The sequence below is a fragment of the Deinococcus radiopugnans ATCC 19172 genome (assembly GCF_006335125.1).
Classification (GTDB): domain Bacteria; phylum Deinococcota; class Deinococci; order Deinococcales; family Deinococcaceae; genus Deinococcus; species Deinococcus radiopugnans.
Genome location: NZ_VDMO01000003.1, coordinates 36,782 through 62,741 on the forward strand (window position 1 = coordinate 36,782; position 25,960 = coordinate 62,741).

Annotated in this window: 27 protein-coding genes and 1 pseudogene; 18 read left to right on the forward strand and 10 right to left on the reverse strand. The window is 55.6% G+C overall.

Features of this window, described 5'->3' with window-relative positions:
• The first annotated feature begins 9 nt into the window (after positions 1-9).
• From FHR04_RS03255 to FHR04_RS21655, 4 genes and pseudogenes are all read left to right on the forward strand, one after another.
• Positions 10-1,302, forward strand: a complete 1,293-nt coding sequence (locus FHR04_RS03255) for an erythromycin esterase family protein (protein ID WP_139400778.1) — start codon at positions 10-12, stop codon at positions 1,300-1,302.
• A gap of 191 nt (positions 1,303-1,493) precedes the next feature.
• Complete coding sequence (locus FHR04_RS03260; protein ID WP_139400780.1) at positions 1,494-2,168, forward strand: GntR family transcriptional regulator; 675 nt, start codon at positions 1,494-1,496, stop codon at positions 2,166-2,168.
• A gap of 62 nt (positions 2,169-2,230) precedes the next feature.
• Positions 2,231-3,448 (forward strand): NAD(P)/FAD-dependent oxidoreductase, encoded by a 1,218-nt coding sequence (locus FHR04_RS03265; protein ID WP_139400782.1) that lies wholly within the window; start codon positions 2,231-2,233, stop codon positions 3,446-3,448.
• A gap of 144 nt (positions 3,449-3,592) precedes the next feature.
• Positions 3,593-4,062: pseudogene (locus FHR04_RS21655) on the forward strand (DUF4158 domain-containing protein).
• Here FHR04_RS21655 and FHR04_RS03275 read toward each other — a convergent pair.
• Positions 4,040-4,819 carry a glucose 1-dehydrogenase gene (locus tag FHR04_RS03275; protein ID WP_139400783.1) on the reverse strand — a complete coding sequence of 260 codons (780 nt, stop codon included), beginning with the start codon at positions 4,817-4,819 and terminating at the stop codon, positions 4,040-4,042. The pseudogene FHR04_RS21655 and the gene FHR04_RS03275 sit on opposite strands and share 23 nt — an antisense overlap.
• A gap of 71 nt (positions 4,820-4,890) precedes the next feature.
• Here FHR04_RS03275 and FHR04_RS03280 point away from each other — a divergent pair, with 71 nt between their 5' ends.
• The 6 genes from FHR04_RS03280 to FHR04_RS03305 all read left to right on the forward strand — a co-directional run bounded on the left by FHR04_RS03280 (position 4,891) and on the right by FHR04_RS03305 (position 10,202).
• Positions 4,891-5,640 carry a Crp/Fnr family transcriptional regulator gene (locus FHR04_RS03280; protein ID WP_170213838.1) on the forward strand — a complete coding sequence of 250 codons (750 nt, stop codon included), beginning with the start codon at positions 4,891-4,893 and terminating at the stop codon, positions 5,638-5,640.
• 284 nt (positions 5,641-5,924) lie between these two features.
• Positions 5,925-7,070, forward strand: coding sequence for a sensor histidine kinase (locus FHR04_RS03285; RefSeq protein WP_170213839.1), 1,146 nt, complete (start codon positions 5,925-5,927; stop codon positions 7,068-7,070).
• The gene (locus FHR04_RS03290; protein WP_139400787.1) at positions 7,067-7,738 is read left to right on the forward strand and encodes a response regulator; all 672 of its coding nucleotides are present in this window, start codon (positions 7,067-7,069) and stop codon (positions 7,736-7,738) included. The genes FHR04_RS03285 and FHR04_RS03290 overlap by 4 nt, the downstream gene beginning before the upstream one ends.
• 82 nt (positions 7,739-7,820) lie before the next feature.
• Positions 7,821-8,708 (forward strand): ABC transporter ATP-binding protein, encoded by an 888-nt coding sequence (locus FHR04_RS03295; protein WP_139400789.1) that lies wholly within the window; start codon positions 7,821-7,823, stop codon positions 8,706-8,708.
• Positions 8,705-9,445 carry an ABC transporter permease gene (locus FHR04_RS03300; RefSeq protein ID WP_139400791.1) on the forward strand — a complete coding sequence of 247 codons (741 nt, stop codon included), beginning with the start codon at positions 8,705-8,707 and terminating at the stop codon, positions 9,443-9,445. The genes FHR04_RS03295 and FHR04_RS03300 overlap by 4 nt, the downstream gene beginning before the upstream one ends.
• A 10-nt stretch (positions 9,446-9,455) precedes the next feature.
• Complete coding sequence (locus tag FHR04_RS03305) at positions 9,456-10,202, forward strand: ABC transporter permease (RefSeq protein ID WP_139400793.1); 747 nt, start codon at positions 9,456-9,458, stop codon at positions 10,200-10,202.
• Positions 10,203-10,248: 46 nt separating this feature from the next.
• Here FHR04_RS03305 and FHR04_RS03310 read toward each other — a convergent pair whose 3' ends face one another.
• A complete protein-coding gene (locus FHR04_RS03310) occupies positions 10,249-10,536 on the reverse strand; it encodes a helix-turn-helix domain-containing protein (RefSeq protein ID WP_139400795.1) in 288 nt (95 codons plus the stop codon).
• A 4-nt stretch (positions 10,537-10,540) separates the two neighbouring features.
• Positions 10,541-11,476, reverse strand: coding sequence for a LysR family transcriptional regulator (locus tag FHR04_RS03315; RefSeq protein ID WP_139400797.1), 936 nt, complete (start codon positions 11,474-11,476; stop codon positions 10,541-10,543).
• A gap of 129 nt (positions 11,477-11,605) precedes the next feature.
• Here FHR04_RS03315 and FHR04_RS03320 point away from each other — a divergent pair, with 129 nt between their 5' ends.
• Complete coding sequence (locus FHR04_RS03320) at positions 11,606-11,935, forward strand: hypothetical protein (protein WP_139400799.1); 330 nt, start codon at positions 11,606-11,608, stop codon at positions 11,933-11,935.
• A gap of 126 nt (positions 11,936-12,061) precedes the next feature.
• Here FHR04_RS03320 and pdxH read toward each other — a convergent pair whose 3' ends face one another.
• Together pdxH and FHR04_RS03330 are read right to left on the reverse strand one after the other, a co-directional pair.
• A complete protein-coding gene (gene pdxH / locus FHR04_RS03325) occupies positions 12,062-12,676 on the reverse strand; it encodes a pyridoxamine 5'-phosphate oxidase (protein ID WP_249038949.1) in 615 nt (204 codons plus the stop codon).
• A gap of 9 nt (positions 12,677-12,685) precedes the next feature.
• Complete coding sequence (locus FHR04_RS03330; RefSeq protein ID WP_139400801.1) at positions 12,686-13,450, reverse strand: SDR family NAD(P)-dependent oxidoreductase; 765 nt, start codon at positions 13,448-13,450, stop codon at positions 12,686-12,688.
• A 183-nt stretch (positions 13,451-13,633) separates the two neighbouring features.
• Here FHR04_RS03330 and FHR04_RS03335 point away from each other — a divergent pair, with 183 nt between their 5' ends.
• Positions 13,634-14,104, forward strand: coding sequence for an RrF2 family transcriptional regulator (locus tag FHR04_RS03335; RefSeq protein ID WP_139400803.1), 471 nt, complete (start codon positions 13,634-13,636; stop codon positions 14,102-14,104).
• A 205-nt stretch (positions 14,105-14,309) separates the two neighbouring features.
• Here FHR04_RS03335 and FHR04_RS03340 read toward each other — a convergent pair whose 3' ends face one another.
• On the reverse strand, positions 14,310-14,711 hold the full coding sequence (locus tag FHR04_RS03340) for an excalibur calcium-binding domain-containing protein (RefSeq protein ID WP_139400805.1): 402 nt from the start codon (positions 14,709-14,711) through the stop codon (positions 14,310-14,312).
• Between the two features lie 48 nt (positions 14,712-14,759).
• On the opposite strand from FHR04_RS03340, the gene FHR04_RS03345 reads away from it, so the two are divergent.
• From FHR04_RS03345 to FHR04_RS03360, 4 genes are all read left to right on the forward strand, one after another.
• Positions 14,760-15,041 (forward strand): DUF3006 domain-containing protein, encoded by a 282-nt coding sequence (locus FHR04_RS03345; protein ID WP_139400806.1) that lies wholly within the window; start codon positions 14,760-14,762, stop codon positions 15,039-15,041.
• Complete coding sequence (locus FHR04_RS03350; protein WP_249038950.1) at positions 15,038-16,072, forward strand: excalibur calcium-binding domain-containing protein; 1,035 nt, start codon at positions 15,038-15,040, stop codon at positions 16,070-16,072. Before FHR04_RS03345 ends, FHR04_RS03350 begins: the two co-directional genes overlap by 4 nt.
• A gap of 33 nt (positions 16,073-16,105) precedes the next feature.
• Positions 16,106-17,461 carry a hypothetical protein gene (locus FHR04_RS03355; RefSeq protein ID WP_139400808.1) on the forward strand — a complete coding sequence of 452 codons (1,356 nt, stop codon included), beginning with the start codon at positions 16,106-16,108 and terminating at the stop codon, positions 17,459-17,461.
• Between the two features lie 534 nt (positions 17,462-17,995).
• Positions 17,996-19,144 carry a hypothetical protein gene (locus tag FHR04_RS03360; protein ID WP_139400810.1) on the forward strand — a complete coding sequence of 383 codons (1,149 nt, stop codon included), beginning with the start codon at positions 17,996-17,998 and terminating at the stop codon, positions 19,142-19,144.
• 7 nt (positions 19,145-19,151) lie between these two features.
• Here FHR04_RS03360 and FHR04_RS03365 read toward each other — a convergent pair whose 3' ends face one another.
• From FHR04_RS03365 to FHR04_RS03380, 4 genes are all read right to left on the reverse strand, one after another.
• The gene (locus tag FHR04_RS03365) at positions 19,152-20,750 is read right to left on the reverse strand and encodes an SIR2 family protein (RefSeq protein ID WP_139400812.1); all 1,599 of its coding nucleotides are present in this window, start codon (positions 20,748-20,750) and stop codon (positions 19,152-19,154) included.
• Positions 20,740-21,714 (reverse strand): hypothetical protein, encoded by a 975-nt coding sequence (locus tag FHR04_RS03370; protein WP_139400814.1) that lies wholly within the window; start codon positions 21,712-21,714, stop codon positions 20,740-20,742. Before FHR04_RS03370 ends, FHR04_RS03365 begins: the two co-directional genes overlap by 11 nt.
• 4 nt (positions 21,715-21,718) lie before the next feature.
• Positions 21,719-24,124 carry an AAA family ATPase gene (locus FHR04_RS03375; protein WP_139400816.1) on the reverse strand — a complete coding sequence of 802 codons (2,406 nt, stop codon included), beginning with the start codon at positions 24,122-24,124 and terminating at the stop codon, positions 21,719-21,721.
• Between the two features lie 445 nt (positions 24,125-24,569).
• Complete coding sequence (locus FHR04_RS03380; protein ID WP_139400818.1) at positions 24,570-24,809, reverse strand: helix-turn-helix domain-containing protein; 240 nt, start codon at positions 24,807-24,809, stop codon at positions 24,570-24,572.
• A gap of 338 nt (positions 24,810-25,147) precedes the next feature.
• On the opposite strand from FHR04_RS03380, the gene FHR04_RS20860 reads away from it, so the two are divergent.
• The gene (locus tag FHR04_RS20860) at positions 25,148-25,297 is read left to right on the forward strand and encodes a hypothetical protein (protein WP_170213840.1); all 150 of its coding nucleotides are present in this window, start codon (positions 25,148-25,150) and stop codon (positions 25,295-25,297) included.
• A complete protein-coding gene (locus tag FHR04_RS03385) occupies positions 25,297-25,959 on the forward strand; it encodes a hypothetical protein (protein WP_139400820.1) in 663 nt (220 codons plus the stop codon). The genes FHR04_RS20860 and FHR04_RS03385 overlap by 1 nt, the downstream gene beginning before the upstream one ends.
• Position 25,960 lies beyond the last annotated feature (1 nt).

Genomic DNA, 25,960 nt, shown 5'->3' on the forward strand with positions numbered 1-25,960 from the left:
GAGTCCCTCATGAAAAGAATCCTTAGCCCCACCATCGCCTTGGCCCTGCTCGGTTCCGCGCTGGCGGTGACCCCCCAGGAGAAAATCACCTGGCTTCAGCAACATGCTATTCCTGTTCGCACCCTGGATATTCAGGATGACGAATTCAGCGACCTCACGCCGCTCCGCAGCGCTCTGAGCGGTGTAAGAGTCATTTTGCTTGGAGAGCAGAGTCACGGGGACGGCACGACTTTTCAGGCAAAGGCCAGGCTCATCCGCTACCTGCACGAAGAGCTGGGATTCAACGTTCTGGCCTTCGAGAGCAGTTATGTGGACCTCAACCGGGATCAGGAACTGATCAAGACAGGCAGCAGACTGTCGGACGTACTGCGAAACTCCCTTCAGGCGGTATGGAGTGAAAGCCAACAGATGACGCCTCTGCTGAACTATCTGGATGAGCAGGCGAAGACCAAGCAGCCACTGCGGGTCGCCGGGATCGACCTGCTGCCAACCAATCCACGCCGCCTGCCAGAACACGGCGCGGAACTCACAAGGCGCGTCGAGGTGACCCTGGCTTCTATGCCGAACGTGCTTCAGGACGCCAAGGCTTTTTTAGCCACCATCGGCAATTTAGGACGTTCCCCTCTGGAAGCCATGCGAAAGCCCATGGATCAGCAGCGGCAGATCATAGCCGGGGCTGACGAATTGACCGCCATGCTGAAGGCGGGCAAGCGAAGTGACCGGATGCTCGCACAGGAAATACGCAACTGGCGCACCTACTTGGAATTCATGTGGAGTCTGCCCACCGATTTCAGCGAGGAGAATTTCCCCCCTGCCGTCACCATGAATATGCGTGACCGGATGATGGGTGAAAATGCCGTGTTCCTCGCCAACGAGCAGTTCGCCGGGCAGAAATTGATTATCTGGGCGGCCAGTTCCCATTCTGCCAAACGCCTGGATAACCTTCAGGGCGAGATCGACCGGGGACAGCTGCCTATGGGAGCTTTCGTCCATCGTGCGCTGGGCTCACGTGCCTATACCCTGGGCTTTACCGCTATTCAGGGGCAATTTGGTGCAGCACAGACAGGCGCCGCACGAACGACCATCGAAAGGCCCGTGCCGGGTTCTTTCGAGCAACTGTTCTCCCAGACCAACCTGAGCGATGCCTTTCTCAACCTGCGAGATCAGCGAACGCCCTGGCTAAGTGAAGTCACGAAGGCGAGACCGTTCGGCTATGTCTGGAGTGAAGGCGACTGGACAAACACGCTGGACGGACTGTTCTTCATTCGGGAGATGAAACCCAGTACGCTACGACCCAGATAGGGCGCCCGAACTCAGTACCTGCACCTGGAATACGAGCCGGAGCGGGGACGAGAGTTCCCAGAACGCCTGAGCCCCACGGGAGAACAGCCGGTGAACCCTGTTTCAGGCCGTAGTCCTGAGGCTCAAGGAGAGCCCTAACTGTTTTCGCTGTTCTCCCCATTCTACGAACTTGCCTCCTACAATGTCTCGTGATGACACTCACTGAGCTCGCCCAGTCACGCCTGGGCCAACGCCAGAACACCCCGGATCTGATCGTGGAAGTCCTGCGTGAAGCCATTGGCCGCGGCCTGCTTCAGCCCGGCCAGCCCCTGAGCCAGGCCGAACTCGCCCACGAGTTCGGCGTCAGCACCATCCCCGTCCGCGAGGCTCTGCGCCGCCTGGAGGCCGACGGCCTCGTCGCCCTGCGCTACAACCGTGGCGCTTTCGTCACCGAGCTGTCCGCCCGCGAGGTCCGCGAGCTGTACGAGATTCGTATTCCCCTGGAAACCCTGGCCCTTCGACTCGCCATGCCCCACTTCACTGGCAAGCAGCTTGAAAAGCTGGAGGGCATTTTGCTGGAGCTGGATACGGTCGTGGAGGGTTCAAGGTGGGCCGAGTTGGACCGTGGGTTCCACGTTGCCCTGTATGAACCGTGCCAACGGAGCCGACTGCTGGACCTGATCGGCAAGCTGCGGGCCAATACCGAGCTGTACCACAGCACCCTCACTGCCGTGGCCCACCAGTACCCCGAGTGCCAGGCCGACCACCGCGAGGTGCTGCGCCAGTGTGAACGCCGGGACGCTAAGGGCGCGACCCGCGCCCTTGAACACCACCTGTGGCAGGCAGGAGAGCGGGTTGCTCAAGCTATCGAGCAACGGACCCTCTAGCTCCTCATGCGGGGTGTAATCATATACGATATACGATAATCCAAATAGCTCAGGAGGTCGGGATGGAAACAAGAGCAGAGACAGTCATCATCGGCGGCGGCATCGCGGGGTGTTCCATCGCCTATCACCTGGCCGGGCGGGGGTACACCGACGTGCTCGTGCTCGACCGGGGCAAGATTTCTGCCCCGCTGGGTTCGACGGGGCACGCCCCGGGCTTGCTTGGGCGAAACTCCTCGTCTCCCACCATGTCGGCGCTGGCGAGTGCCACCGCACGCCTCTTCGCCCGGATTCCGCAGGACCAGCCCGCCCTGAGACCAGTGGGCAGTGTCGAGGTGGCCCGGGATCGGACCCGGATGGGGTTGCTGGCCCATAAGGTCGAGCGGGCTACGGACCACGGTCTTGCCGCGCGCCTGGTGTCGCCGCAAGAACTCGGGGAGCTGGTGCCCTACATGGACACCTCGAAGCTCGTGGGGGGCATCCACCTGCCCGACGACGGTGTGCTTGATGCCCGGCGCGCCCTGTGGGCCATGCGTGACGAGGCGGCGGCCAGGGGTGTCTCCTTCCTGGAGGAGACGCCCGTCCTCGCTTTCGAGACCGAGGGAGACCGGGTGATCGGCGTTCGTACCGAACAGGGAGTGATTTCCTGCGCCCGGGTGGTCGTGGCCGTGGGCATCTGGGGCGCGGCGCTGATGCAGACCCTGGGCCTCGACCTGCCCCTGTTTCCCGTGCAGCACCCCTACGTCTACACGGTCCCGCTGGAGATGCTGGCAGGTGCAACCCAGGAAGCGTCACACCCGATGGTCCGGGACCTCGACCATGTGTTCTACCTGCGGGAGCATGGGGACCGTCTGGGGTACGGGTGGTACAACCACCGACCTCTGACGGTGGACGCCACCCATCTCACCCGAGCTGATGTGGCCTTTCCCGAGCAGGGCTTCCTCGATCAGGTGAAGTACGACCTCTTTCCCTTCCTGAAGGACACCCCCCTGAGCCACCGTCTGAACGGCATCTTCTCAATGACCCCGGACGGCGGGCCACTGCTAGGTGAGGTGGGGGGCCGCCCCGGACTGTGGCTAGCCGAGGCGGTGTGGGTCACGCATTCCGGGGGAGTAGGTCAGGTAATGGCGGAACTGCTGCTGGGACAGGCGCCGAGCTTCGACGTGTCGGGCTTCCACCCTGGCCGCTTTGCCGCACTCTCGCCTGACGCGGCGCGTCAGACCTCTCTCGACCTGTACAACGACATCTACCACTGGCCCGCGCCTCCCGAGCCCGTAGCTTGACGGTGCTGCCTCCGTGTGAAGAGCGGCCTGAACTGAGCTCAGATGTAGAATGACCACCAGCCCATCGTCGCGGTTCATGGCTGCTCAGCGCTACCAGTTCACCCGCTTTCCTGACCTCGACGAACGTCTGCTTTCCCTCCACTGCTGGACTCTGCTGACCTGTTGCTTGTGCGGGAGCGGCGGCGGGACTTCAATAAGCCCGGATGCGCCGTCCAGCTCACGGTCCTGCGTCACCTGGGGCGTGCCCTGCGCCCCAGGGAAGCGCCGTCTACCTGGCCGGACAACTGTGGGTTGACCTCACCTGCTACCCGCAGTACGCCGCCCGAGTGTCGCCCTGGCGCGAGCACTTCGCCGTGCTGTGCAAACGGCTGGGGTACGCCGAACTCTCCCGGCGCGAGGGAGCCGAGTTGCGCGACTGGCTGATGCCCCTGGCTGTCGTCACCAACCAACCCTTTCCCCTGATGGGCCTGCTGCTGAACGAGGTGCGGCGGCGGCACCTGAGGGCGCGTACCGAGCGTTACGCCAGTAAAGCACGTTTGGGGCATGCTTTTTGGTTGGCTTACGAAAATTTCTGCATCTTGTCTCAGCCCCTCACAGTTGGGAGCCACCCGTAACGTCCAGGCATTGACCAGTAATCCAACGGCTCGCCTCCGACGCCAGGAACGCCACCACCTCCGCCACATCCGTGGGCTGCCCTACCCGGCCCAGGACAGAGAGGGAGGCCGCTCCGGCCCAGGCCTCCGCGTCATGCAGCCACCCTGCGTTCATGTCCGTGTCCACGATGCCGGGAAGCACCGCGTTCACCGTGATGCCCCGGGGACCCAGCTCTTTGGCCAGCGTGAGGGTCAGGGTGTTGATGGCCCCCTTGGTCATGGCGTAGGCCACGATGTCCGGCAGGGCAATCCGGGTTGCGCCCGAGGACACGTTGATGATCCGGTCACCTGCCGACATGCGGGAGACCACCTGCTGAATCAGGAAAAAAGGTGCTTTCACATTCAACGCGAACACCTCGTCCACCTCAGCTTCCCGGACGTCCTCCAGCCTGTTCCTCGGTGTGATCCCGGCATTGTTGATCAGGATGTTCAGGGAAGTTTTCCCCCTCCGTTCCAGGAGGTGCTGGTCCAGGGTAGCGAGTAGACCTGGAAGTGCCGCAGTGTCCTCCAATCGAGCCCCCAGGGCAAAGGCCTGACCGCCCTCCTGCTCGATCAGGGACACCGTTTCTTCCGCCGCTTCGCGCCGTGAGCCGTAATGTACGGCCACCAGCGCGCCCTCTGCGGCCAGACGACGGGCGATGGCCCGGCCGATACCACGGCTGCCCCCGGTGACGAGGGCGACTTTGTCGGTGAGGGATTTTTGGAGAGGTGAAGTCATGTCACCGAGATTGCCTGCTTCCGACTCGTCCGTGTGTACAGCGCTGTACACCCCCCCTTATCATCATGGCTATGGCTTCTTCGGATTTCCTGACCGCCTGGTCGCAGGCTCTGGGCGAGGCAGGGGCAAGTTGGACGGTCCCTGAGCAGCACTGGAGCCGCGAACTGGCTCAGGCTGAGCAGCAACACCTTGTTCAGGCCGGACAGGTCAGGCTCCTCGGACATCGGGACTGGCTCTTCCGGTACGGTGACCCGGTCGAGGCGTGTTTTTTCGTGGTGCTGGAGGGGCGGTTGAAGCTGAGCATGCCTGATGCCCCTGGCGGAGAGCGGACCACTGGACTGGTGGGACCAGGGGACCTGTTCGGTGCGGACAGTTGTGCAGGTCTGCGCGGCTACACCCATGAAGCGGTGTGTTTGACCTCCTCTGCGCGGGTGATTGCGGTTTCCTCCGCCCGTTTCGAAGAGGCGGTCCGGCAGGCACCGCAGCTCGCGCTGGCCCTATCCCGTGCCCTGGCCCAGGAAACGCGCCGGGCGCGGGAGATGAGCGAGGCTACAAGTCTTCCAGCAGAGGTGCGGGTGGCCCACCTGCTGCTGACGTTGACCCACCGCTTCGGCGAGCCTCTACAGAACGGGACGGTACGCGTGGTCTTGAACCTGCGCCATGACGAACTGGCTTCCCTGGCAGGCACCACGCGCGTCAGCGCCACCCAGGCCTTCAGGCGTCTGCGTGACGCGAAAGCCGTGACAGGCACGCGGGGTGTATATGAGGTTCAACCCCTCACCCTGCAAGCCTGGATTGCCGCAGGGGCGGCTGACCAATAGGCCTGCCCTGATCTTGCCTGGTTGGGTTAAGAGGCGGTCACCTGGCGCTCGAATCCATGGATCGGGGCTACGCACCTGGCCCTAAACGGGTTGCCCCGCCAGCGATGATGAGCCCGGAGAGTCCTAACTACACGATTTACGCAAAATCGCACGCTAAGGGATCCCCACTTTCCCAGACGGCATTTTCAGTCTTCACGCCACTTGGCGGTGTGATGACTCGCTAGCAATCTTCCAGGTATGCCTCAGCCCCCGGGATGATGATTCGTCCTTGCTCTCGCCAGATAATGGAAGACGTAATGGGGAGGCGGTACAGTTCTCTGGTCAGCCATCTCGGGCGGATGGTGGTCATCGGTGGTATTGGCGTCAGTTCCATCCTGACGGTGGGTGACGGCCTGGACACACCACTTTCTGTCCTCGCCGCCCTCATGGCGGGCGTCGTCACCCTCGCTTTTTTGTTTCACCCCCGCAATACCGACCTCGCCCTGGCAGTCGTGGCTGTCACGCTGAGCCTTGGCCTGGCTGTCCCCGACATCCGTGAGTTCGTCGGTGTGATCCTGCCTGTGCTGTACGCCAGCTACGTCGCTGCCGCGTATTCGCGGGCCGAGCTCCGTTTTCTGTGGTTGGCGTGGCTTCTCCTGGCAACAGCAGTCACCATCATGGGTGGCCTGAGCTTCGTCAACACAGCGGCTCTCTCGGTGTCGCCCTGGGTTGCCAAGAGCATAGCCACCATTAGTCTCTGGAGTGTCGTCGGTTTTATGTGGATGCTCGGTGAGCAGGTGCGTCGTCGGCGGGCTGATCTGGCTACCCTTCAGGAGCGGGCCGATCTGGCGGCGCTGGTCGAGCGCACGCGGATAGCGCGTGAAATGCACGATATTGTCGCCCACAGTCTGACTTCAGTCATCGCCCTGGCGGATGGGGCACGCTACGCCGCCACCAGCCAGCCGGCGCTGGCCGTGCAGGCACTTGAAACCATTTCGCAGACCTCGCGTGAGGCCCTCGGGGACATGCGGGGCCTGCTGTCGGTGCTGCGGGATGACGCGGGGCGTGATCTCCTCGCCCCGCCCACCCTCCGGGATATCCAGGGCCTGCTGGCGGATGCTCGACGCTCGGGACTGGACCTCACCGCTCAGGGTATCGAGACACTGCCAGACGATCTTCCCCCCTTGCTGCAATTCTCGCTTTACCGGCTGATTCAGGAACTTCTGACCAACATGCTGAAGCATTCGTCGCAGCGAGCCGGCACCCTGACCGTCAGGACCACTGACGGCAAAATTGTGCTTGAAGCGCAAAACGCTGCTGGTGCGGAGACACGGGCCGGAAAGGGATTTGGCCTCCTCGGTATGAAAGAGCGCGTGAATGCATTAAGTGGCCGGATGAGTACCAGGCGTGAAGCTGATAATTTTAGCGTGATGGTGGAGCTCCCCAGATGATTACCGTTGGACTGGTGGACGACCAGCCACTCGTGCGGGCCGGGTTTTCCATGCTCATCAACTCGCAGCCGGACATGCAGGTTCTGTTTCAGGCGGGGGACGGCTCACAACTTGCCGAGCAACCAGCGGTTGATGTCATGCTCATGGATATCCAGATGCCTGTGGTTGACGGCATTACCGCGACAGGTCAGGTGTTGCGGCGCGACCCACACGTCAAGGTCATCATGCTGACGACCTTTGATCACCGGGGATTTGTGACCGGGGCCATCGAGGCGGGTGCCAGCGGTTTTCTCCTCAAGGACGCTCAACCTGAAGAACTGCTGGCTGCAATCAGGATCGTCCATGCTGGAGAAGCTGTCCTCTCGCCCCGCGCCACGGCCCATGTCCTTTCCGCACTGCAAGGTGACGGCAGGAGTGGGCAGACCAATCAGGCCATGTTGGAGGTGCTGACCGCCCGCGAACGCGACATTCTCAGGCTCATCGCCCTCGGACTGAGCAACGACGAGATGGCCCGCCGTGAGTTGCTCTCGATGGCTACCGTCAAAACGCATGTGCGCCACATCCTGATGAAGACGGATTCGCGGGACCGCGTTCATGCTGTGCTTTACGCCTACCGTGCCGGACTGGTGACCATTCAGGAACTGCTCAGTCAGCCGCAGATGGAGTAGCGGCCAGTAGCCGCAAATCATCCCCTGGGATGAGCGCCTGGGATGACGATTTTTCCATTTCACCAGCGCAGACTCTGCCCGTATGAGCTACGCCATTTCGACTCAAGGACTCACCAAAACATACGGCGGCCGGGCCGTCGTCGAGTCGCTCGACCTCTGCATTCCACCCGGCAGCGTCTACGGTTTTCTGGGGCCAAATGGGGCCGGTAAATCCACCACCATGAAACTGCTGCTGGGCCTCACGCGTCCGACAAAAGGCCGTATCGAGGTGCTTGGGCAGCCACTCCAGCAGGGCAGCCCTCTGATGCGGCAAATCGGGTCGATGATCGAGGCGCCGCCAGGCTACGGTCATCTCACCGGCTGGGAAAATCTACAGATCGTTCAGCACATGCTGGGCCTGCAAACATCTCAAATTGAGCGGGTGCTGGAGGTGGTGCGGCTCACGGCTCACCGTAACAAACTGGTCAGGAATTATTCGCTGGGGATGAAACAACGGCTGGGCATCGCCATGGCGCTGGCCCGCGAACCGAAGCTCCTGATTCTCGATGAACCGACGAACGGCCTGGACCCCGCTGGTATCGAGGAGATCCGAGAACTGCTGGTTCACCTCGCTCAGCAAGGCATCACGGTGATGGTCTCCAGCCATCTGCTGGATGAGATCAACAAGATGGCGACCCACCTGGGCATTCTGAGCGAAGGCCGCCTGATTTTTCAGGGCACCAGGGACGAACTCTTCGGAAAAAGCCTCCCTGATCTCGTGATTGAATCCCCCACTCCGCAACAAGTCGCTGCCTACGGGGGCCAGTGGACTGCTAAGGGCGTAATCTTCAAAGACCTGGACAAGCCCGGGGCAGCACGATTGCTCGCCGAATTGGCCGCACATGGCATCGAAGTTTACGAGGCGGCCCGTGCCAAGCAGAGCCTCGAGGAAGCCTTTATCAAACTGACGAGCCATGGGGCGCTGAAATGAGACGTGCCCTGGGGCTGGAATTCCGAAAAATGCGCCGGTTGCGTACCCTTCCTATCGCGTTGCTGCTGGTGGCTGTGCTTGTCGCGCTGGCGAGTGGGCAACTGATGGCCGGAGGCGGCACGAAAACTGGTGCCAGCATGCTGATGTCCTACACAATGGTGGCCGCCATGATTTCCCCCATCATGGCGGCAGTTGTCGCCAGTCGGCAAACGGAGATAGAGCATTCCAGCGGGGGCTGGTGGTGGTCTCCGGTTGGAGGCATTCCCGTGGCTCAACTTTGCCGCGCGAAACTGCTGGCCACCAGCCTGGTCATGCTGGGCGTGGTGGCTGTGCAGACGCTGCTGATCGTGCTGATTGCCTTGGCGGCTGGAGTGTCTGCGGGCTGGAATGTCGGGGCGTGGGCCAGCTATGTGCTGCTGCTGCTGCTGGTCAATGTGGCGTTCCTGGCCGTTCACACCTATCTGGCTGCCCGCTTCGACAATCAGTTGCTGGCGGTGGGCGTCGGTATCCTCGGCGGCTTTGCCGGGATCTACTCCCTGCTGGCTCCCTCGGCGCTGGCCCGCGTGATTCCCTGGGGATACTACGCCCTCATCTCCCACACGCAGTTCGTGCAGGAGAACGGACAATTTGATGTCCGTTACCTGACGCCGGAATATCCCTGGATCATCGGATTCGTTGCCGTCGTGCTGGGGCTGTTTACTTATCTCAGCAAGACACTAGAAACCGTAGAAAGGTAGGGGATTTAGTATGTTGTGGGCTGAACTCCAAAAACTTCGTCGCTCAAGCCTCTGGCTCATCGCCTTTTTCTTGCCCGTTTTGGCAGTTGCCACGGGCAGCATTAACTACGCCGCCAATCGTCACACGCTCACAGCAGGTTGGTCTTCGGCAACTTCGCAGATGATGCTCTTTTATGGCCTGCTGTTCTTTTCTGTGGGTGTGGCCCTGATCGTTGCCACCAGTTGGCGCAGCGAACATAAGGGAACCAATTTCTATCTCTTGCAAACCACCAGCCGTTCCGCGCTTCACCTCTTCCTGGCTAAGTTGGTAGCCGCGTGGTTCCCGGTCGTGTTCATGCAACTGGTTTTTGCCGTGGGAGGTTGCCTGGCTGGCTGGCTCTTTCTCGGTTTGACAGGCTGGCCCCCTACGGGTTACTTCACTACCTTGCTCCTCGCCGGGGTGGCGGCCCTTCCCCTTATTGCCCTGCAATCCCTGCTTTCGATGTGGAGCAAGTCCTTCACGACCCCCGTCGTCCTTTGTCTGGTGCTGAGTCTCTTTTCGTGGATCGGGTTACAGGGTGGTGCCCTCGCCACCCTCACGAGCATCGTCCCTCAGGCCCTGATCACGCGCACGTTCAGCTTCGGCTCAAGCATCGTCGCAGAAAGCGTACGCCCATCATTGAGTCAACTCACTACACAGGGTGGTTTGAATCTGCTCCTGACCGCAGCATTCATCTGGTGTTCTGTGTGGGTGATGCGGGTGGTGAAGACGCGCTAGTCATCCGCCAGGGTGGGCCTCAATTTTATCCCTGTCGATCAGAAATCTACTTTTTCAGATCGTCTTGATCTCTCTGCCGCTTAACAATACCCATAACAGTGTTTTTGCTGAGACGTAATTCAACAGCAATCTCCCGGTATGACTTCCCCTCCGCTCTCAACTTCAGAACCCTGGCTTCATAACGATCCGCTTTGACTCTCTGGCCTGCCTGTCGGCCAAATTTCACACCACACTCCTGAGCTGCTGCAATGCCTGGGTCTGTCCTGACATTGCCCAGTTGAAGTTGAGGGGTTGTCATTTCGCACTCGAATCCATAGATTGGGGCTGCAAACATGGCCCTAAACGGGTTGTCCTGCCAGCGATGATGAGCCCAGAGAGTCCACCAGGGCCGACGTAAAGGCCCGGATCAGCGGCAACCCGGCACGGTGGGGCAGCGCAGCCAGCACCAGCGAGCGGGTCAGCGGTTCAGGCAGGGGTAGCGTCACCAACCCGGCGGGTACCGGCGACAGCGCCAGCCGGGGCATGAGCGTGATCCCCAGGCCGTGCCGGACCATGCTCAGCGTCACGCTGTCCTGGTCAATCTCGGTGGCCCGGTCCGCCGAAATGCCAAAACGGCCCAGATACGCCTCGGTGCGCTGAAAGCATCGATCCGATCTGGACGACAGCAGCAGCGGCGCATCAGCCAGTTCCTGCACCGTAACGGGCAGCGTGCCGCGTGACTCCGGGGCGACAAACAGGTAATCGTCTTGCAGCAGCGGCGTCAGTCGCAGGTCTGCTGCCAAACCGCCCTCGACTTCTAAAAGCGCCATGTCGGTCTGCCCACTCCGCACCTGCTCTTCCCCGAGCCCAGCCCGTTCCACGTCCAACAGTTTGACCACCACCCCTGGGTGCTGCTGCCGAAAGGCCAGCAGCACGGGTGGTAACAGATGGGTGGCTGCCGAGCGTATGGATGACACCCGCAGCACCCCAGACAACTTGCTGTCGTCCTGAGCGGCCAGTAACACATCCCCGGCAGCCTGCACGGCAGCACGAGCGTGGGCCACGGCGCGCAGCCCAGCAGGAGTGGGCAGTGTGCCTCTGGCGCTTCGGCGCAGCAGTGAGCAGCCCGCCAGGTCTTCGAGTTTGCCCACCGCCTCGCTTAACGATGACTGAGACATATTCAATTCCGCCGCTGCCTCGCCAAAGCCCCCGGCGTCCACCACAGCAATCAAGGCCCGGAGCTGTGGCAAGGTCGGCTGGGTCAGAGGGCCAGAAATGGACTTCGTGGAGGGCATGTTTCAGTGTAGGGCCGCAGAGTTGCTTGCACTCATCGGGATAACCGATGAGTGCTGCCTGTTGTGTGGCACGCAACCGATGTCCAAAGCAGCCTGTGAGGCGCAAGGTGTGGACAGGAGGTTCAGAAAATGACGAACGTTCCCCACCCCTTCACGGTTCCAGTTCCGCCGATGTTGCGGGATCGCTGGACACCTTCCGTGGGCCCGGAGACCGAGCTGTTCGGCGTTCTCGTCCTGGAAGCAGTCAAGCCGTCTGAAGATGCAGAGGTGCCTGCCCCCGCCGAGTGGGAGATTCGCGTCTGGCCGGTGGCGCGGCTGGGCGATGTAACGATTGAGGCCCAGCCCCTGCGGCCCTGGCTCGGTGCGGATGACCTACGCACCGCGCTGCAGGCCGCAGGCTGGACCCCGCTGGGGCCGATACGGGTGCGCCGGGGGCTGGTGGAAGGCAGTTGCGGTTAACCACTGCAAGCGCGTCGTTCATCGGCCTATTAAGGGCAACCTCACCCTGCTAGAGATGGGCGGCTAGCGGGCTTCCAGATGGCGAACACGCACTCGTCGAACGGTTCTACTTTTGCCCCTGGGTCGTTAAGGTGTCAAACGGTCAACGGCCCAGCAGTCTTGTTCGAGAACATAGGCGAATCGGTCGTGCAAACCGTCGGGACGCCCCTGCCAGAATTCCCAGCGGCTCGCGTTCAGCCGGAAGCCGCTCCAGTATTCCGGCCTGGCAACAGCAGTTCCTTCGGGAAATTGTTGACTGACCTCATCCAGGCGACTGCTCAACTCTTCAAGTTTCATGGGGCGGCTCTGGTGTCCATTGATGTGAGCCGCCACCTGAATTTGATGCGGCTGTTGATGAAAGGCTGAATCAGCCTGCTCTGGACTCACCCTGGTAACCGTACCTGACGCACGGACCTGCTGACCGAGTTGGGGCCAGTAGAACAACATCTCAGCCCAGGGATTTTCCTCCAGTTCCTGTGCCTTTTGCGAATGTAGATTTGTGTAAAAGGTCAGGCCCTGAGTCGGGTCTCCCCGCAGGTAAACGGTGCGGACACTGGGGTGGCCTGAAGCATTCGCCGTCGCCAACTGCATGGTGTAAGGCTCGGGCAGCTTAGCTTCGAGCATGGCAGAAAACCAGACCTGAAACTGCCTCATGGGATCGGCTTGCCAGCCCTGATCGGTGAACACGGCGTCTTGCATCATGAAGGCCCCTTAGAGGTGAGCGCCGCCCGTGGCGACGATGGTTTGACCCGTGATCCAGCGCCCACTGTCCGAAGCCAGGAAGGCCACCACGTCCGCAATATCGTTGGGCTGCGCGACCCGGCCCAGCGCAGCCTGACTCCCGACGTACTGCTGCGCTTCAGGATTGTTCTGAAGCCAGTCCGCGTTGATATTGGTGTCCACCACGCCCGGGGCAACGGCATTGACGGTAATGCCTCGCGGCCCGAGTTGCTGCGCCAGGGTATGGGTTAAGGCGTCAATGGCCGCTTTGCTCATGCCATAAGCCAGCAAGTCGGGGTACGCGATATGGGTTGTGCTTGACGACAGATTGACGATTCGCCCACCGTCACTCAGGCGACCCAGGCCATGCTTCAAAATCATGTAGGGAGAACGGGTGTTCACCTGATGCTGACGGTCGAAGTCCTCATCACTGAGCTGTTCGATCTCACCGCGCCGGGCGATACCCGCGTTGTTCACCAGGACATTGACGGGGTGATTGGCAACTCCGGCGCTCAGGGCCGCTCGTTCGTAAGCAGCCCAGAACTCGGTGCCTGCGTCAGCGCGGGACAGGTCTGTGTGAAAGACGAAAGCCTGACCCCCCATCTGTTCAATATCGCGCTGGAGCGCCTGTGTGTTTTCTAGATCGGCCCCGTGATGCAGCGCAACCAGATGGTCACGGCTGAGGCGGTGGGCGATGGCGGAGCCAATGCCACCGCCTGCTCCGGTAATCACGGCAAGGGTAGAGCGCGTTGTCATGGATTCTCCTTTCTCTGACACCCAATACCGAATAATTCATCGATATTAGAGATCTCTAATACCCATAAATCAATGCGGAGCGATTGGAGGTAGAGCGGTGGGGTGCCGCGAGGCACCGCTTTCACCTGGCCGAAGCTAACACGCTCGGTTATGGATAGTCAATGTCCATGATAGACTTCATGGATGAAGCTCTCGCAGGGAGTCGAATGGTGCCTGCACACTGTGGTTCTGCTCGGCCAGATTCCACAGGGCGGTCCATTGCCGCGTCATCTCATCGCGCGCCACCACGGCCTCCCGGACGAATATTTTGCAAAGTATTTGAAACTGCTCGTCAAGGCGGGGGTCCTCTTGGCCTCCACTGGGCCACGCGGCGGTTACCGGCTGGCCCGGCCAGGAGAACACATCACGGCCTGGGAGGTTGTTGAGGCCATTGAAGGAGATCAGTCATTTTTCCACTGTCAAGAAATTCGGCAGTGCGGCTCTGGAGCTGCGTCGCCAGAAGAATGTAATGAACCCTGCGCCATTCATCAGATGATGCAGGTTGCTTTTTTGAGTTGGAAAGAACAGTTGTCACGAACGACTGTTGCTGACCTTGTTGGGCAGGTTCCTGAGCATGTGCGTGACCGAAATCGCCTGGCACTCGTGAACGCTTGATCTCTTTCGCCAGACACAGACTGGCTTCGGCTTGAACCAATAAAAAGGTTGCGGGATTCCATCCATCTATCCTCTTTGCTGGCCTATTGATCTTGGTCCAACTTCACCGGTATGGAGGGCCTGTGGACAACAAGAAAACGGCCCGAAGGCCGCTTTGATTCCTCTGAATAAGAGTGACATTCAGCGCCTGTCAAATCCACGCACCCTACTCGCAGGCCACGCCGTCATTGTCCCGATCCAGCCTGGCGCGGTAGCCGGGCTGCCCGGCAGAAATGGGCGCAGCGCCCGCCGCCCGCGCCGCCGCACAGCTGGCGTAGTACACCGTACTGGGCGCGCGGCTCGGCGCGGTTGGGGCTGCCAACGGAACACTCCGGCTGGTGGCCTGGGTCAGCGATTTGGAGACGTAGCCTCCCTGACCCCGGTAGGTAGTACGGCACCACTGCCCCTGGCACGCCACCGTCAGCAGCGTATTTTTGGGAATGGTGGCAAGGATCGGCGCGGATGTACTGGCCGCCCGGCGCAGATTGACGGGGTTGGTGGTCACGGCGGTGGCCGCCCAGGCCGTCGAGCAGAGGGTCAGGGCCAGCAGGATGGAGGCTTTACGCATGACCTGAGTGTGACAGCTCTACCTGGTGGAAGTGCGCTACGTTGCGGCATGGCCGAAGAGCGCGAAGAGCTGGGCGTCAGTTACGTCGTCGTCGATGGGATCGAGGGCCGCATGGCCCGTGTCGAACTGCCGGATGGAGGCACCGAAGACTGGCGGCTGGCCTCCCTGCCTTCAGGCGTACAGGAAGGCGATGTCATCCGAATTGACGTGCAGGCTGGCGATGTGGAGATCAAGATTGACCACGAGGAGACGGACCGCCGCCACGCCCTGGGACAGCGTCAGCTCGATGCGTTGAATGCGGGAACACCTGATGGAGATATCAATCTGTGAAGCGCACCCTGATGCTGGTCGCGCTGCTGGGTGGGAGCGCTGTGGCTCAGGCTGCCCAAACCGGGGTGCTAACCATTCGTTTTTTAGACGTGGGGCAGGGCGACGCGGTGCTGATCACCGCCCCAGAAGGCCAATCCATGCTCTACGACGGTGGCAGAAGTCAACCCCGCATGCGGACGCTGCTCCAGCAGTACGGCGTCAAATCGCTGGCTCTTGTTGCGGCGAGCCATGCCGACGCGGACCACATCACCGGTCTGGTTCCCGCCATCGAGCTGTTCAAACCGAAGCTGTTCTTGAATAACGGTCTGGCGGCCAACACCAACATCTTCGGCAAGCTCACTGCCACTGCCGCTCGTGTTGGAACGCAGGGCCTCCTCGCTAGTGGCCGCGTCATCAATCTCGGCAGCGTCAAAGTCACTGTCCTACCTCCGCCTGTTGGGATGCCAAAAAACGATCAGAACCTCAACAGCGTGGGTCTGCTGATCGAGTACGGCACATTCAAAGCGTTGATGACTGGCGACTCGGAGACGGCGGAGACCCAGGGTTGGCTTAAAGCGTACCCATCCCCTTTCCTTGGCCCGGTGGATGTCTATAAGAGCATCCACCACGGCGCGGCCAACGGCGACAACCTGCCGTGGCTGACAGCGGTGCGTCCGAAGAACGTGGTGGTGTCGGTGGGGCCGAACAACTACGGGCATCCCACCGAGAAGGCTTTAGGACTTTACCGGCAGGCGGGGGCCACCATCTGGCGCACCGATCAGCAGGGCACCATCACGGTCCAGGTGCAACCTGGCGGGGAGTACACCGTCACGGCTGGAAAGGCAGGCACGGGAGCCCCAGTCCGGCCAACCGGGCCTGTTCCAGCCCTACCCAGAACGGTGCCAGTCCCGGCCCAACCACCCGCCCCTGCGGACACGTCTTACCCAAACTGCGCCGCCGTGCGGGCAGCGGGCAAAGCGCCACTCCTGAGAGGCCAGCTCGGTTACCGGGCCGGGTTGGACCGCGACGGGGACGGGCGGGCCTGCGAATGAAGCTAAGAATCCGGCGTTTTGCAACCTTCCCCGGTGAGCTACGTATGGACGGTCATGTTTGAACAGGTGTTCGTCCTCTCTTTTACACTTCTGACCCTTTACGTGGCTGCCTATACCTTCGCTGCCCAGCAGGTTGCTCAGCGGTATTCGCCCCGCTGGCTGGAAATGATGCGCCGCCCCTACGCCGTTGCCCCTCTCTTTATGCTGTCCCTGGGTGTGGGGGTTGCTGGCTACGCTGTCGTGCATCAGGCAGAGTGGAAGTCTAGGTCGAGTCAGGTTGAAGCCGACACCCTGGCTTTTGCCATTGGAATGGTGATTCTGGGCGTGGCCGTCGTTTGGATCATGGGCCTATGGGACAGCCTCTTCGACGTCGAAAGTCCCAGGAATCTTTCTAAGATCTTGGCAAGCGACGATCTGTTGTACGACGTGCTTTATGGCATGTTGGCCCGGCGGGACCGGGTGCTGTGGTCCAGACTTCTCCGCAAGGCGAGTGAGCGGTTGGAGTGGGTAGAAGCCTTGCATCAATGGCTCAGGGATACGCCGGAAGCGCTGCGTGAGCCATGGCTGGTTCAGGAAGCCATGAGTGAGTTCAGCCGTGAATTGCAATCTGGGCAGGCCAAAAGCCGCTGGGACGTTCTGCGACTGCTCATGGACGCTTCTCTCCAGCACGGCGCAGCCGAAGAAGCGCTCGACCGCTTCCAGATGGTCTTGCTCCATCTCAGCGTGTTAAAGGTCTGGGATTCTGCCCACTGGAACATCATGACGACCCTGGCGGAATTGTTCTGGCGTGACCTGTCTGGGCAGCCCCGCATCTACCTCTCGGAAGGGGTGGGGGAGGAGACGCAGTACATGGTGACTTCGCGGCTGGAGAGGCTTTGCGATCTGATGCTCGAAGTAGGAAACGTCAATATTCTCAACCAGTGTATGACAGGCGTCGGCTACTTCGTCCGAGACGTGGCAGACGACAACGCAGTGACTCTGGCAGACCGTCTGGTGCAAAGGCCAGGGCTGCTGGCGGCGCTGCAAGTTAATGCCCTGCGAGAACTGCTCAACGGGTTGAACTTCGCACGTCGGGGGCCAACGGCAGCTTATGAAGGGAGTCGCATTGATCGCCAGCGAGTGGTAGATCACATCGTCAATGATGTTCTGGCCTCCTGCCGTGATCGCCTGGAGAGGCAAATATTTGAGGACCTCGTGCGTACTGGTGGAATGCGGATAGGTGAAGACGGCAATTGGCGCTCAGTGTTCGGTCAGGAAGCGCAGGGGAGATCACTGCCCTCATCTTCCAGAACTCTTCTCAACTGGATCAAGAAAATCTCTTCAAGACGCGAAAACACCAATGAGCTCTCTGTTCATAGGGCAACCGTGCTCGAAAAGAGTAGAGATTGAGACGGCGTACGTTGGGCTAGACAGACGTCGGGCGTTTAGGGTGTTCTTCAGGTGGATGGGGTGTTCTGGCCGTCGGCAACTTCCTTGCAGGGTGGCTATGAATGGGGAACACACCCCAGCGCACGAGAATAGTGGAGAACGAGATGCTGCGTTTTCTCGCCAGGCAATCAGTAAGCCAGCGGCATCAAACCCGGCGACGTTTCCAGAGCCGACTGTGGTCAGTTGACCTTAGGCTTCTCAAGGTTTGCGGCGGCAGTTTGCCAGTTGATGAGGGTGCTGAGTACTGACGCATTCAGCAGAAGGGCTTTTTACTGGCTATGAACGCAGTAGGTTACCACCTGTGATCCTCAATTCGTTCAGATGGAGATACCATGGTGCCAATCTATCCACCATGGTGGTAGAGTGGATACCATGGTGATGAGCATCGATCAGGACAGACCACAGGTTCACGAGAGAGGCTTGAATGGACCAACTAGATCAGAGCCCTTTAACCGATGGTTCCGGTACCCCGCAGGTTTTTCCAGGGGAGCGCTCGTGGCCTGTTTTGATGCGGTTCCTATCCAGCGCGGCAAGGCAATAGCTGACCCCTTCGCCGGGGTAGCCACTGCTGGAGTACACATCGTGAAGCGGCACTCCAGTTTTCGTGGTATCGAAGCCCATCCTTTGATTGCTGAACTCTCGTCACTCAAGTTCAAGCCTGTCGACCAGCTTGACGGTCTTCAGAAGTACGGGGTGCATCTTTTAAGCGCGATGACTATGGCTGACATTGCATCGGAACATCCAATGGTCTTGAGATGTTTTGATGAAGTGACATTAAGTTTTCTTGCTGGTTTAAGAGACGAAATTGAGTCTGAGCCAACCCATCCTTACTACAAGCTGGCACGGTGGGCGTTATTAGCCACCTTGCGAGATACCGCCAGCGTGGGCGTCGGGTGGCCCTATCAGCGTCCTGGTGTTCAAAAAAATCCCCGCGTGAAGTCACCCAGTTCAAGATTTATCATGCGTTTGACACATATGGCTGAGGATTTATCCAGTATGAGCGGTGATGTGGACGGTTCTGTCGTACACGGAGATTCTAGGCTTGCAGAGGCTTGGGCCAACGGGCTGGACGGACAAAAAGCAGATGGAGTCATCTCATCACCACCGTACTTGAATAACTTCGATTATGCGGATGCAACGAGATTAGAACTCTATTTTCTTCGATATGCGAAGAGCTGGAAAGAAATGACTAATACGGTGCGTTCAAGCATGATGATTGCGACTACTCAGCAGACGAGTGGTCTGAGCGGCGTTCGACTAGAAGAGGATTTGCAAAATATTAAACCTATTCACTCAGATATCAATTTTATTGTTGAAAAGTTAGTTATAGAGCGCAAAAAGAGAGCTAAGGGGAAAGAGTATGATAGATTAGTTTATCAATACTTCAATGACATGAGCCTGATACTCGAAAATATGGCGATGAATGTTATTTCTGGTGGGAAAGTGGCTTTGGTTATAGGTGATAGCGCACCTTATGGAGTATATGTAGATACCCCAAAGCTGATTGCAATGTTGGCATCTCAGTACGGTTTTAGATTGAATAACGATCAAACGCTTAGATTACGTGGTGAACGTTGGACAGGAATCCAAACGCGACACAGTCACACTTTGTCTGAGCGACTTATTGTATTAACAGCACCTTAGCTTATTGTTAAAGCTGACGGCTTATGCTTGCTTTTAAATATTCCATGAACACATCTGCTGTTTCTGTAATCATTCGTTCTTCAATTTTTATTTTGTCTCGCAAGGCTTCCCAAGATCTTCTACGGTATTGAGTTATAAATCTCGTCACATTATCATCGATAAGTGGCGAAACCCAGTATTCAATGACTTTTTGACTGAATTGGGGGGAGTTGTACATCCTATTTAAATCAACATCACGCATGCTACAGCCAACAAAAACCCATTGGATCTTTTCACTTAGATTGAGAATTGCCTCTATAGCGTTACTCTTTTCTCTAGACAGGCCAACCTCAGTACTGCTCAATGTAGCTATAACCGATTCGAAATTATCAATGCTGCCGTGAAATTTTAGATATGGAATTTTGGCATTCGGTTGCTCCCAATACTGAGATAAATATTCGGGGAAATGCGAAAACTCTTGATCTGTCGCAAAAACCTCAAATTCATCGCTAGAGAGATGTTCAACCAGAGTGTCAAAGTTCACCCCGGCCACAATGAGTTTCTGATCGGGTGACCCGATGATATGACTTGCAATAGCTTGTAGGTTTCGTACTGCCATGCCACGAGATTGAAGGGCTTTCCGATTGTACTCCTCAAATTTCCGTAATGTAGGACTTCTGATTGGTCCTTCGCCGCGCCGATATTCCTCTGATAATACGCGCTCAAGGGTTAAAGTGCGAGCAAAATTCTGTAGATTTCCGATTGTCTCCCCGTCTTCTTCACGATTCTCCCTTAAAGCAATTAGCTCTCTGAGAAAAGCGCCAGGACGCTCTTCTGGAGACATCGTTTTACGCGGATCAATGAGCGCCTGTAATGCAATATCACGTAAGTCATTTCCCTCCATCAATTTTGATGATACAGAGAATCCAGCTCCAAGAAATAATACAATCGGTAGATCTTTTCTTAGATTTGCTAAACGGTCTATAGTTATCTTATTGACCTTAAATGAGTTTCTTTCGGATAAATATCCGGGAAATAATACAAATCGAGCTGAGTTGATGGGGTAAGTGTGTCGTGTATAGTTTAAAGCACCATCCACTATAATAAATAGCCGCTTGATATTACCCAATCCGATACTCACTAGATGTGTTACTAGAAATTGCCAAATTAAATCTTGGGCTTGATTTTCTAAAGCCGCTTCCTTATAAATTAAGCAAGCGGTGGGATAGTCAGTAGACGCAAGGAACTGTAGCGAATTTGATATTCCAGCCAATGCTTTTTCGGCTTCGCTTGAAGGTGCTGCATTTCCATTAATAAGCGTTTGCACACGCATCTGAGAATCTAACTGTACATTCAATGATAAGGTGGCAGCCAAAGGACTACTTGAAAACAATGCCTCCATGGCAGTCTTCAACTCTAGATCAACAGTTGATGCACGTCTAACTGTTGGATCGGAAGCCTCAATTAAAATGCCAGATTCAACTCTGAATATTTCTCTAAGGATTCCAATATGCTCTGCGACATCATTGATCACCAAAGGTATAACTTTGAGTGGTGATTCATCCTGTTCCTGCTCTATGGCAGCGAAAGCACCGAGTATTAAATGAATGAGCTGCTTAGTCTTCATTTTTTACTGTATTTGAAACAGCACTCTTAATTTTGTTAATAACTTTTCTTGTATTCCGCGTATCCTCAAAAAAGAATCCTAGCGCGGCAAGCGAAGATGACACATCCTGAAAATTTTTCATAAAACTGTCGAGACCATCACTGATTTCCTGATGCGTATTTTTACGTTTAGACAAATCATGAATGATGATATCTAGCACCTCCTCATCTGCTGACTCTGCAATGTATACGGACGGCTCTATTACTAGCCTCCCTCCGAGACGTCGTTTCGCTTCTGAAAGCTGCCAACCACTGTAAATAGATAGCTCCTGCCTATCTTTCTTCTCAAAGTTTTTAGATAGTGCTGAAGCAAATGCCGTGACTGGCACATCAACTAGTTTATCCATTTTCCGTCTGAATTGACTATTTTCTATGTTTTTAGGTAAAGCTCGTACAATTGAGTTGTTACGATTAATTAAAAGCCATATGAGTAGTCCTAAAGATTGAATTTGTAATGTCTTACTGCCCGAGAGATTATCTATCACTGAGACCAAGCGCTGACTATTCCATTGTTCATACCGAGAATGAAGGATACTATATGCCCATAAAAGAGTTATAGAATCCAAGATAACGTTCTCACTATTTCGATTACCAGTACTTTCAAGGATAGAAAGTGCAATTCTCCCTTCTGGGCGCAATAAATGCTTACGAGAGCTTAAATTTATGATCAATCCATCGAGAGAAAATGGTAAAGAAGGTATTTCTATGGAATTTGGCATTTTTTCCAATGCGCTTCTCAGTTTTGCACCAGTCGATATAGGATTGAAATACAATGACATCAGCGTTAGATCATCTTCTATATCTTTTGTAGGAGTTAGATAATTAGATTTCCATATAGAATCCAGAAAACGGTGTAGAATTTTAGCATCTTCCTTTCTAATGTATAATGGTAAGCCAAATAAAAGTGTTGGTGTGCTGAAGTTCATTTATTCATTCCTTTAGAAGCGGGCGGACAAAATACCCATTGACATCAATTTCCTTAACAATTCCAGTCAGTCGCTGTTTTTCATCACCATCCGCGAAAGTAAGTTGTTGATGGTAGTTTTCTGAGATCGGAAGTATAATTATAACTTGTGTGGCAATTTTATCAACTATTTTTTCTTGCAAGAACTTAGCAAGTTCTTGATACCTATCGTATTCAATAAATGCTCCGAATTCATCGAGGACAATGATACGATTTTCTACATTATCAAATTTTAAAGTTTCTAATGAAGAGAGGGTGTAGGCAAAAGCGCGCTCGCCACTGCTAAAAGCTGCAAGCGGCTTTGCAAATCTAGCTTTATTGACATCATCATAGATGATAGTCAGATTCTCAAGATCAAGCCTTTTGAAAGTGCCGTTATCGAATAAAGCCTTGCGAATCGATTGGTTCTCAAAGTTCTTCGAGAACTCGGTTTCATAATACTTAACGAAATAATCAAATGCACCTGTACGCTCTCCAGATTGTACATCTGCAAAGCCACCACGCTGCTGCTGAACATGAGCTGCAATGGTATTCAAAATACCATTAATGTTCCGCGTCGATCTTCTCATATCCTCGATGCTATCATTAGATTTTTGCAAGCGTGTGATAATGTTTGTGCATGTTCGTTGAAAGCGTTTTTGATCCAAAGAGTCAATAGTATCACTAGTATTTAAGTCTAAGATGGGTAATATCCATGGGAAATTACTACTCAAGCTGGTAAATTCATTCTTGAGTAGTTCATGATATTTCTGTTCATCAAGTTTTAAAGTACTGAGTTTACTCTCTAACTGTTCTTTTGTATCATTTAGACTTTCAACTGCAATCTGTAAAGTATGTTGCTGAGATAGCCAGGTGTTTCGATCACCCAACACTTCTTCGGCATCTTCAACTGCTTTTATCAGATCATCACGATCTCCAAAGCCTTTAAGCTGATCTATCTGCACCTGCGCTTTAGTTCTCGCAGCTAGAGCTGCATCTCGTTGAGTTGATAGAATCGCCATTTGAGATTCAAGTAACTGATACTTCTCTACCGTATTAGGTGTCAATTTATTAATGATATTTTGACTTCTTGTTGACTCTTTGAGAATTTGCGTTTTAATGCCCGATAATTCAGCAAATAGCCCCTTAATTATTGTTAGATTCTTAAGAACTTTATTTTGTATATCTATCTCGCCATTTATGCTTGAGACGTCGTCTCTCTCGGGCTGCTCAAGTAAAAAATCACGTCTATCACTTAATTGAGTTCGTATCTCTAAAAAATTCAAACTCTCATTGTTCACTGACATCGCTATTTCGCTGAGAACACCTCTAAACTGTGGCGACTTCATGGGCTCGATGACTCTATTAATCAATAAAATCACTTGAGGAGTGAGATCCAGGGCCGACAAACGAGTTTGTAGCCCAGCAATTTTCTCACGCGTCTGTATAATTATGTGTTCTAATCTGCTTTTATTAGCTCCACTAAGTCCCATAGTTGTAAGCAATTGCTCAATTCTAGCGTTGGTTTCAGTTTCACTATCCATCCTCTCATCTAATTTTTTGCGTAATCTTGCGAGATCATTTAGTAGCCTCTTCTCCTCAGTTACTTTAGACTGCAAATCTCTCATCGTTTGCTGATTCGATGTTATAGCACTTCTCAAGTCAATCAACTTTTTATCGTTATCTGATATTTCCAGCAAAAGATGTGGCAGCTCCTTGTCAATATTATTGAGTAAGATTAAATTATTTATTGAAGTATTTAAAAAGCCTAATTTGAATACCGATTTCTCCAAATCGGCTTCCAGATCCTTTTTTACCTTTTCGGAATTTCTAATTAAGTCCCGAGATGTTTCTAGAGGGGTGAAAGACATTTTTAGTAGACTAGATATAAGTGCATCGAATTTTTTAGATAAATTTGACACTCGTTCATCGATTTTCTTCTCAAGTAGTGAAATCTTTTCAGAATCCTCGTTAATAAGTGTGGATATGATTTCTGATAACGTTTGATCTCCTGCTTGACGACGAATTCCCACGATTTTTCTAACGTCATCTAATGTTGCAGGTGCACTATTAATTTCATAGCTGCCAATCCAACTTGAACGGTCAAGTTGATCTGGTTTCGCAGGCCAATCCCTAGTATTGGTGGTCCAGGTAATACTATGACCACCTCGCAATTCTGTAAATTCTACTTTTACTTCACTCATGTGATGCTTGAGTGTTCCCCATGAGCTGAGATCCGTCTCGTAAGGATTATCGCCAGTGGCAAGTTGTAGAATTTTGACAGCAAGACTCTTGCCAATCCCGTTCCGGCCCTCCAGTTTCGCTAATGATAGACCGGGGATCTTTTGAATAATTTTAATTTGTCCATCGTGTTTCGCGGTAATATTAATCATTGTTAATCAGATTTTTTATCATCTCGACGTCATCGAGGGAGTCATCCATAATAATACGTATAACTTGCCCTACGATTTCCTCTTTCGTTGCCGTACTGGCAGCAACAGCGCCAATCAGGAGTTCGAGGCGGTCATCCCGGTGGGATGTGTCTAAGGTTCTAAGCGGGGTATCACCATGCTGCATCATTCGTCTCCTACTTTACAGGGTGGGCTTGCCTGGTGTTCAGGGAAGCAACTCCCGGCGAATTCAACATGCACCTTGTCCGTTCCAGACCTGAAGTCGCGCGGTTGTAGATTGGTCAACGGTCACCACAGTGTTCCAGTTACAGGCCGCTCCACATCTTCACTCCCTTCCAGATCTGGATAGTTGACCAAAACTTTGTGTCAGGCTGAGACTATTTCCAGTTTTTTTTGTACGCCCATTTTATAGCACCAGACATACGCCCTAACCATCAACCTTGGACAGCAACAGGGCCAGAGAGACATCGAGTGCGGCTGCCAGCGCTGCCATATTGTCAATGCCGATGTTCCGGGTGCCCCGCTCCACCTGGGCGATGTAAGACCAGTTCATGTCTGCTGACTCGGCCACATCTTCGAGAGTTAGTCCTTGGGCGTGTCGCTCGGCCCTCAGCCGCTGTCCAAACAAAATGCGCTCCGCGCTGGGGGGCCGGGGTTTCGTGGGCATCCCTACAGCGTCACCAATCCTGTTGTTTGCGGTACAGTGATTATCAGAACTGTGACTATCAGAACTGGGAGGGATGTAGATGGTTAAGAGTCGGCTGAATCACATCAAGTGCGGTTGCCCAGGAGGAATGGATGGATACTGAGGCTACCTTTGTTCCGCCCATCCACATCCCGTTGCAACGTCTCCGCGTGACCTATCGCGCGCCTTTCCTGAACTTCTTGGAAGCGGCTCAGCAGGCAGCCGGTCTGTTGGCTCAGCCAAAGCAGCCCCAGTGGCAGGTGGACGGTTACAAGAGCGACACGTTGTTTCTAATCTGCCGGTATCCAACAGGTGAAGGGATGCCAGGCCAGATCACCGCCGAGTTCGAGCTGGACTTTACGGACGACACCGTGACTGTGGGCGTCTTCAGCCGCTGGGACAGCGCCCTGACGTTCTACCGCCAGTTCATCTGGCACCTCGATACGCTGCTGCCCCGGAGGCTAGCCTGATGCGTTCCCTGCCCGTCTTTTCCCTGATGCTCCCGCTGCTGCTGGGGGCCTGCAAGAACGGCCCGGACACTGGGCAGCTCACCTCGTCCGCCGAGATCTTCCTGGGCAACGGCGGTGCAAGCCTGTTCGACACGTCGGCCCGCAGTTATGGCCGTCCCTGTCTGGACGGCCTGAACCTGAACAGCACCCAGCTCGGCGGCGGTGGCCTCTTCGGGGACGACAGCAATCTGATCCGCTTCATCGAGAAGCACAAGCTGGCAAATACCTTTCATGCACCGCAGCCCAATGGCACGGACCTCGTGACCCTGATGCCCATTGCCCCCTACGAGGCCAACTGGTCCAGCGGCCAGGCGGGCTTTTCGAGCTTTTGCTTTGGCAAAATCACGTTGATCAAAGCGGAAGCTGTCCCGGATGCCAAACCCATCACAGCGGGGGCCAGTGAGCCTTACATCATCCAGGGAACCGAGGCCATTTCTACCCGGCTCACCTTCAAACTCACCGATGTACCGGCGGGGGATTTTGTGGCCGATCTGAAGGAGCGCCCCAGCCTGCTGGCGCGCGGAGCCATGAAACCCGACGACTACGGCCAGGAATTGACGGTGGTGGTTCCTTTGCCCCTCAAGCCTGAAAACTTCGTTCCAGCCGTCAATCAGAATCCATAGG

Bases quoted from the DNA above. Each gene is read 5' to 3' on its own strand.
- FHR04_RS03380 (WP_139400818.1), bottom strand. From the start codon at position 24,809: ATGCCCACGAAACCCCGGCCCCCCAGCGCGGAGCGCATTTTGTTTGGA.
- FHR04_RS03365 (WP_139400812.1), bottom strand. From the start codon at position 20,750: ATGAAGACTAAGCAGCTCATTCATTTAATACTCGGTGCTTTCGCTGCC.
- FHR04_RS03285 (WP_170213839.1), top strand. From the start codon at position 5,925: ATGGAAGACGTAATGGGGAGGCGGTACAGTTCTCTGGTCAGCCATCTC.
- FHR04_RS03295 (WP_139400789.1), top strand. From the start codon at position 7,821: ATGAGCTACGCCATTTCGACTCAAGGACTCACCAAAACATACGGCGGC.
- FHR04_RS20860 (WP_170213840.1), top strand. From the start codon at position 25,148: ATGCCAGGCCAGATCACCGCCGAGTTCGAGCTGGACTTTACGGACGAC.
- FHR04_RS03330 (WP_139400801.1), bottom strand. From the start codon at position 13,450: ATGACAACGCGCTCTACCCTTGCCGTGATTACCGGAGCAGGCGGTGGC.
- FHR04_RS03385 (WP_139400820.1), top strand. From the start codon at position 25,297: ATGCGTTCCCTGCCCGTCTTTTCCCTGATGCTCCCGCTGCTGCTGGGG.
- pdxH (WP_249038949.1), bottom strand. From the start codon at position 12,676: ATGATGCAAGACGCCGTGTTCACCGATCAGGGCTGGCAAGCCGATCCC.
- FHR04_RS03265 (WP_139400782.1), top strand. From the start codon at position 2,231: ATGGAAACAAGAGCAGAGACAGTCATCATCGGCGGCGGCATCGCGGGG.
- FHR04_RS03340 (WP_139400805.1), bottom strand. From the start codon at position 14,711: ATGCGTAAAGCCTCCATCCTGCTGGCCCTGACCCTCTGCTCGACGGCC.
- FHR04_RS03280 (WP_170213838.1), top strand. From the start codon at position 4,891: ATGGCTTCTTCGGATTTCCTGACCGCCTGGTCGCAGGCTCTGGGCGAG.
- FHR04_RS03375 (WP_139400816.1), bottom strand. From the start codon at position 24,124: ATGATTAATATTACCGCGAAACACGATGGACAAATTAAAATTATTCAA.
- FHR04_RS03305 (WP_139400793.1), top strand. From the start codon at position 9,456: ATGTTGTGGGCTGAACTCCAAAAACTTCGTCGCTCAAGCCTCTGGCTC.
- FHR04_RS03315 (WP_139400797.1), bottom strand. From the start codon at position 11,476: ATGCCCTCCACGAAGTCCATTTCTGGCCCTCTGACCCAGCCGACCTTG.
- FHR04_RS03260 (WP_139400780.1), top strand. From the start codon at position 1,494: ATGACACTCACTGAGCTCGCCCAGTCACGCCTGGGCCAACGCCAGAAC.
- FHR04_RS03275 (WP_139400783.1), bottom strand. From the start codon at position 4,819: ATGACTTCACCTCTCCAAAAATCCCTCACCGACAAAGTCGCCCTCGTC.
- FHR04_RS03335 (WP_139400803.1), top strand. From the start codon at position 13,634: ATGAAGCTCTCGCAGGGAGTCGAATGGTGCCTGCACACTGTGGTTCTG.
- FHR04_RS03300 (WP_139400791.1), top strand. From the start codon at position 8,705: ATGAGACGTGCCCTGGGGCTGGAATTCCGAAAAATGCGCCGGTTGCGT.
- FHR04_RS03290 (WP_139400787.1), top strand. From the start codon at position 7,067: ATGATTACCGTTGGACTGGTGGACGACCAGCCACTCGTGCGGGCCGGG.
- FHR04_RS03345 (WP_139400806.1), top strand. From the start codon at position 14,760: ATGGCCGAAGAGCGCGAAGAGCTGGGCGTCAGTTACGTCGTCGTCGAT.
- FHR04_RS03310 (WP_139400795.1), bottom strand. From the start codon at position 10,536: ATGTTTGCAGCCCCAATCTATGGATTCGAGTGCGAAATGACAACCCCT.
- FHR04_RS03370 (WP_139400814.1), bottom strand. From the start codon at position 21,714: ATGAACTTCAGCACACCAACACTTTTATTTGGCTTACCATTATACATT.
- FHR04_RS03255 (WP_139400778.1), top strand. From the start codon at position 10: ATGAAAAGAATCCTTAGCCCCACCATCGCCTTGGCCCTGCTCGGTTCC.
- FHR04_RS03320 (WP_139400799.1), top strand. From the start codon at position 11,606: ATGACGAACGTTCCCCACCCCTTCACGGTTCCAGTTCCGCCGATGTTG.